We start from the raw sequence: 4,826 nt of genomic DNA, 5'->3' as shown, positions 1-4,826 counted from the left end.
GAGGTCGTCACATATTTAGTAGACCTTCGCATTGCTGTTGCAAATCCCGATCGAAATGTGGTGGTGTGTGAATTTTCTAGGTACACGCAGTTACGAAATGGGGTATCTCCCACAAAGAATAGCCCAAACTGTAAACCAGGCAATAGGTAATATGGGCGATCGCCCTTTTCAAGCCAACAAAGACGGACAGGGCGATTTCCTACGGGATAGCTCGACTTCACGCACGAACAAGGCATTTTAGTTAATAGAGAGGAAAAATCATGAAAAGGCTCTCGCTCTTTAGTTTAATTGCGAGTTTGGCAATTTTAGGGATTGGAGCATTCATAAAGCCGCCACCTGCAAATGCTGAACCCGCACCTATTTTTAGACCACTGCTCCGGGATATTCAAACTCAACTCCCTAGAGGTATGGTGATGCGATTGCCCGCTTCTGTTCCCTATCGTTCTCTGCCCCCTGCTAATTCTAACAATACACTTTACCCCTATCTTTCTTCGAGAGGTGGTGAGTTGAGTATTCAACTATACTATCGACCTGGGTGTAGAGCAAATGCTTGTTTTGCAGGGGAATTTTGTGCGTCAAACTCAGACACACGCATGGCCGAGTTAGAAAAACAGGCTAAATAGCCGTGTGCTAATGCCGTTTCTGTAAATATCAAATCGGGAATTCAAGGTGTTTACACTAATATCAGATGCGGTGGAAGTGGTGACGGCAGTCAGACTATTTTCTGGAAACAGAACGGTCTAACTTTTTCGGCTCAGTTACGCGCTGCGGCTAACATCAAACAGGAACTGCTTGAAATTGCTACTTCGATGGCTAACGAGCCTCCGATTAAAAGTGTAAAATAAAAAATAAGGAGAGTATTTATGAAAGGGCGCTCGCCACTCACCATTACAATTAGTTTAGCTATTTTAGCTGCTACATCGTTACCCGTTGTTGCCCAATCTGTCCGATTCCCAACAGATGCAGAATTGCAAGAATTAATCGAGAAATTCCGCCGTTTTGCTGCTTCTCCCCCCGGTGGCGGTCGTGGATTGTATAGCACAGATCGGCGCGATCTCGTTCAGATTCGGCAATTAACATCCTTTGTAAAAGCTTGGTCGCAAATCGACACAGCAGCCGCACCTTTCCTCGGTCAATGGACGGCATTAGAAGAAACAAAAAGTATTTATCCATCAAATGTCAAAGGTCGCGTTTGCATTATTGACGGTTTTATTCCTAGTGAAAATAACATAGGATTTAGGTTCGGTATAGGAACTGTATCTAAGGGTAAAATCAAAACTGATAGCTACCTACTCATTAATGAAGGAAACTACCTGGGAGGCATATTTGTTTACAACAATGAACCAGGTATCTATGAATATGCTTGGCCAAAACCCCTGACAAATCCTTCTCAATTGATGCGGAACGTTCCCCCAGCTAAGAGAAACCAGTTGCTTCAACAGTTTAAAGAAGCAGGTTGTACAGATTCTTTCCCCAAAAGACAGTAAAATTATAGCGCTCGAATAATTCAAACAAGGAGAGTATTTATGAAAGGTCGATCCCAACTCAGTTTAATAGCAAGCTTGGCAATTTTGGGGGTTGGAGCATTAACTATAAATCCGCTTGCAATGGCGGAACCGGCAACTATCTTCAGACCGCTGATCCGGGATATTCAAGCTCAACTCCCTAGAGGTATGGTGATGCGATTGCCTGCTGTTATTCCCAACCCGCCAAGTGGCATACCTGGATATCGACCAACAATAATACCTTCTAACGATCGAGAAGGAGGATATTTTGCCATTGTATTAGTTACATCTAATTGTCCTGAAACGCGCCTTGTAGCCGTATGCGATACGGGACGTATTTTTGTTGAAAGACGTAATTCCAATACCAACCAGAGGCTTCGTGAAAATCAGCAACAAGGGAGTTCAATCAGCCTCAAAACAGAAGTTCGTGGCTTCTATCGTTCTTATATTCAGCCTAGCCGAGGACAAATGAACGAAATTATATGGGAACAAGACGGTATGATTTTCGGGGTCATGTCTCGCTCGATGTCTCAAGAGCAAGTAATCAATGTTGCTATTTCGATGGCGAATGAACTTCCCATTAAGGCTAAAAACTAAAAATAAGGAGAGGATAGATGAAATGTTAATCGTTATTCTCAGATTCAAAATGTTAGGTACGAGGCAGCAAAACTTATGAAATACAAATCGCTTTTAAGTTTAACGGTAAGTCTGGCAATTGCCGGATCGGGAGGATTCGTACCGATACCTGCAATTGCCGAAATAGACCCTGTATTCAAACCGATTCTTGGCGAAATCAAAAACAAACTCCCCAGCAACTTAGTCTTTCGGCTGCCAAGTCGCTTGCCAGGAGCTATTACTAGAGAAATGTCTCCCCAATTAACATTTGATGTTAACAGCGAACGCGCTTATCTTGCCCTCGAAGACAAGGACTGTCCTCCACGTTTTAGTAGGGGAGGAAGAGGTACAAGAGGATATAATCTAGTTTGCTTGCGTTTCTCAGTTGCCTCAAGTACCCTTGCATCGAAATATTATCAAGAGGATAGACAGCGGGGTTCGGGAGCAGATGCTATTGAACTATCTAGAAACCTGATTGGCTACCATTATCAAGGTACTGATTGGAATACGGTGTCATGGGTTCAAGACAATAATTATTTTAAAATATACTCTGGCACTGTTCGGCGCAATGAATTAATTGAGGTTGCTCGTTCGATGGTAGCTAAGTCTCAGGTGCTCGGCGGGCGAGTACAAAATGTTACTCAACAGCCAAAGTCTCAGCTTACAACTTGGAGAGAATTTGTAGAACAAGGTGGGGGACGCTACATCCAAGTTGATTATGACTTACCGCCAGAGTTTAGGAATGGTTATGTTTACTTTAATCAAGGAGCCAGTCTTATTACAGCTTACATTCTCAAGCAAGGTTTATCTAGCTACCCGCCTGTAAACGTTGGTGGACTTGGAGAAATTGACGTTACCAACGGCGATCGGTATGTACAATCGGGCAAAGCAATTGTGTTTAGCTGGAATTTAGGTAACTCTGGTTTAAGATTTGCCAATGACACTCAAATTAGATTCACCGAAAAAGGAACTGGTTGTTTTAGGGCTAACTGCCTCACAGCTCCTTTTATGACTAACGAACAAATCAGCCGTATTCTGCGTTCAAAAAAATTGATTCCACAAAAAAATTGAGGTAAATATGAAAAAGCGATCGCTGATTATTTTCATGGTTTTTTTGACCTTTTTGGGGATTGAAGTTTCCCCAACTCCTGCACAAAATCGTCAATTTTGTAAAAGAGGAGCGCTTGTCAATCCAGCCAGAGAAAGCAAAAAGATTAGGAACCCTGATTTTGGATTTGCGTTTGATATTCCAGCTAACTATACCAGTGAAACAAGTCGCAGTGATAATATCACCTACATACTTTTGTATAACCCTAACGAACAGGAATTAAATGCTTGCTGTAAGAAAAATAGGCAAATAGGTTGCGACGGCTATCCCTCATTGGTCACGGTGAAAATAGAGCCTGCCAAGTCTGACACTCGCCTGCTTCCCGAAGTTCGTGCGAACGAGCGATTTGAAAATATCAAACCAACAACCATTGCCAACCAGAAAGCAGTAGTTTACGTCAAAACGGACGTGACCAATGGCGTTAATACTTTTTTGACAGCTAGTTTCATGGCTCCTAATAGTAAGCACAAAATTACTGTTTCTGCTTTTAGTTACGAATCAACCATTAAACCAATTGATGAACGAGTGTTCCAGAGAGTTATATCCTCATTTGCTTTTGTTAAGTAATGCTACTTATTAATCCAACTCATGTTAATTGTGAACATAAAAATGTCAAAGTTAAATAGTTTCAGCAAATTCTTTACCTTCTTTGTTGGTACGGTGATTATTGTTTTATTTTGGGTAACATCAGCGAGCGGTCAAGTGCAACTAACAGAGAACTCGAAATTAGCAATTAATGGCATTGGCCCGATTAGACTAGGAATGACAGTTGATGAGGCGTCACGGGCTGCTGGAGTTAAGTTGGTTTTTGTAATGAACGGACCTGATGCGTACAGTTGCTCTTACTTTAAACCACAGGGAGAGCTAAAAGACATTGCATTTATGGTAGCAAAGGGACGCATTGCCAGAATTGATATTAGGGATAAGCGAATAACTACCATCAGAGGAGCTAGAATCGGGGATACTTTAGACCGAATTATTTCTCTATATCCAGGACAGATTCAAATAATTAAGGCTCCTCTCACGGCTAGGCCGGAGGGAAATCCGAAAAATCTGACGTTTGTCCCTAAAGATGATGCTGACAAAAACTACCGGATAATTTTTGAAAAGGTAAACAATCGTGTATATCGCTTCCGTTCAGGAAAACTTCCTGAAATTGAGTATATAGAAGGCTGTTTGTAATACTGATTGCCAAAATCTCAACCCCTTCACTGCCTGCTGCCTTTTGCTCAACAGTCCCCTTGACCCCGCTCAACCAGCTCATTAAGAAATGCCCCAAACCAATGCAGCAATGCAGTAAGTATGCGAGACTTTGGAGCGTCGGGTCGGGTATACACCAAGCATGAAGATTGAAGGCCACGGGCAAGCCAAAATCCTGACTCAAGAGGAAATCGAACTGTTGTTTAACGAGGGTTTGCAGACTCATCGCGATCGCGCCCTCTTCGGAATTTGCCTCTACGCCGCCTGCCGAGTTGCCGAAGCGTGCAGTTTGAAAGTCATCGATGTCTTTACCCCAGCGAATGTCATCCGCTCCGAAATGGTCATCCGCAAAGGCAACACCAAAGGCAAGCTCGGCACCCGCACTATCCCCATCATTC

At 42.8% G+C, this 4,826-nt stretch carries 7 protein-coding genes and 1 pseudogene; 7 read left to right on the top strand and 1 reads right to left on the bottom strand.

Annotated elements, in window-relative coordinates:
- On the bottom strand, nt 1–236 hold a 236-nt coding region (locus IQ270_RS31570), incomplete at its 3' end, for a hypothetical protein (RefSeq protein ID WP_228056781.1).
- Between the two features lie 24 nt (nt 237–260).
- Here IQ270_RS31570 and IQ270_RS28185 point away from each other — a divergent pair.
- The 7 genes and pseudogenes from IQ270_RS28185 to IQ270_RS28155 all read left to right on the top strand — a co-directional run.
- Nucleotides 261–623 carry a hypothetical protein gene (locus IQ270_RS28185; RefSeq protein WP_193976429.1) on the top strand — a complete coding sequence of 121 codons (363 nt, stop codon included), beginning with the start codon at nt 261–263 and terminating at the stop codon, nt 621–623.
- A 240-nt stretch (nt 624–863) separates the two neighbouring features.
- The gene (locus IQ270_RS28180) at nt 864–1,487 is read left to right on the top strand and encodes a hypothetical protein (RefSeq protein WP_193976428.1); all 624 of its coding nucleotides are present in this window, start codon (nt 864–866) and stop codon (nt 1,485–1,487) included.
- A 39-nt stretch (nt 1,488–1,526) separates the two neighbouring features.
- Nucleotides 1,527–2,102, top strand: a complete 576-nt coding sequence (locus tag IQ270_RS28175; protein WP_193976427.1) for a hypothetical protein — start codon at nt 1,527–1,529, stop codon at nt 2,100–2,102.
- A 75-nt stretch (nt 2,103–2,177) separates the two neighbouring features.
- Nucleotides 2,178–3,191: a hypothetical protein gene (locus IQ270_RS28170; RefSeq protein WP_193976426.1), complete on the top strand. Its 1,014-nt coding sequence runs from the start codon at nt 2,178–2,180 to the stop codon at nt 3,189–3,191.
- Nucleotides 3,192–3,198: 7 nt separating this feature from the next.
- Nucleotides 3,199–3,795, top strand: a complete 597-nt coding sequence (locus tag IQ270_RS28165; protein ID WP_193976425.1) for a hypothetical protein — start codon at nt 3,199–3,201, stop codon at nt 3,793–3,795.
- Nucleotides 3,796–3,837: 42 nt separating this feature from the next.
- On the top strand, nt 3,838–4,410 hold the full coding sequence (locus IQ270_RS28160) for a hypothetical protein (protein ID WP_193976431.1): 573 nt from the start codon (nt 3,838–3,840) through the stop codon (nt 4,408–4,410).
- A 160-nt stretch (nt 4,411–4,570) separates the two neighbouring features.
- Nucleotides 4,571–4,826: pseudogene (locus IQ270_RS28155) on the top strand (site-specific integrase); the annotation flags it as partial.

The organism is Microcoleus sp. LEGE 07076 (genome assembly GCF_015207455.1).
In the GTDB taxonomy this organism is placed as follows: Bacteria; Cyanobacteriota; Cyanobacteriia; order Cyanobacteriales; family Microcoleaceae; genus Microcoleus.
This window is presented reverse-complemented; position numbering and strand designations above follow the sequence as displayed.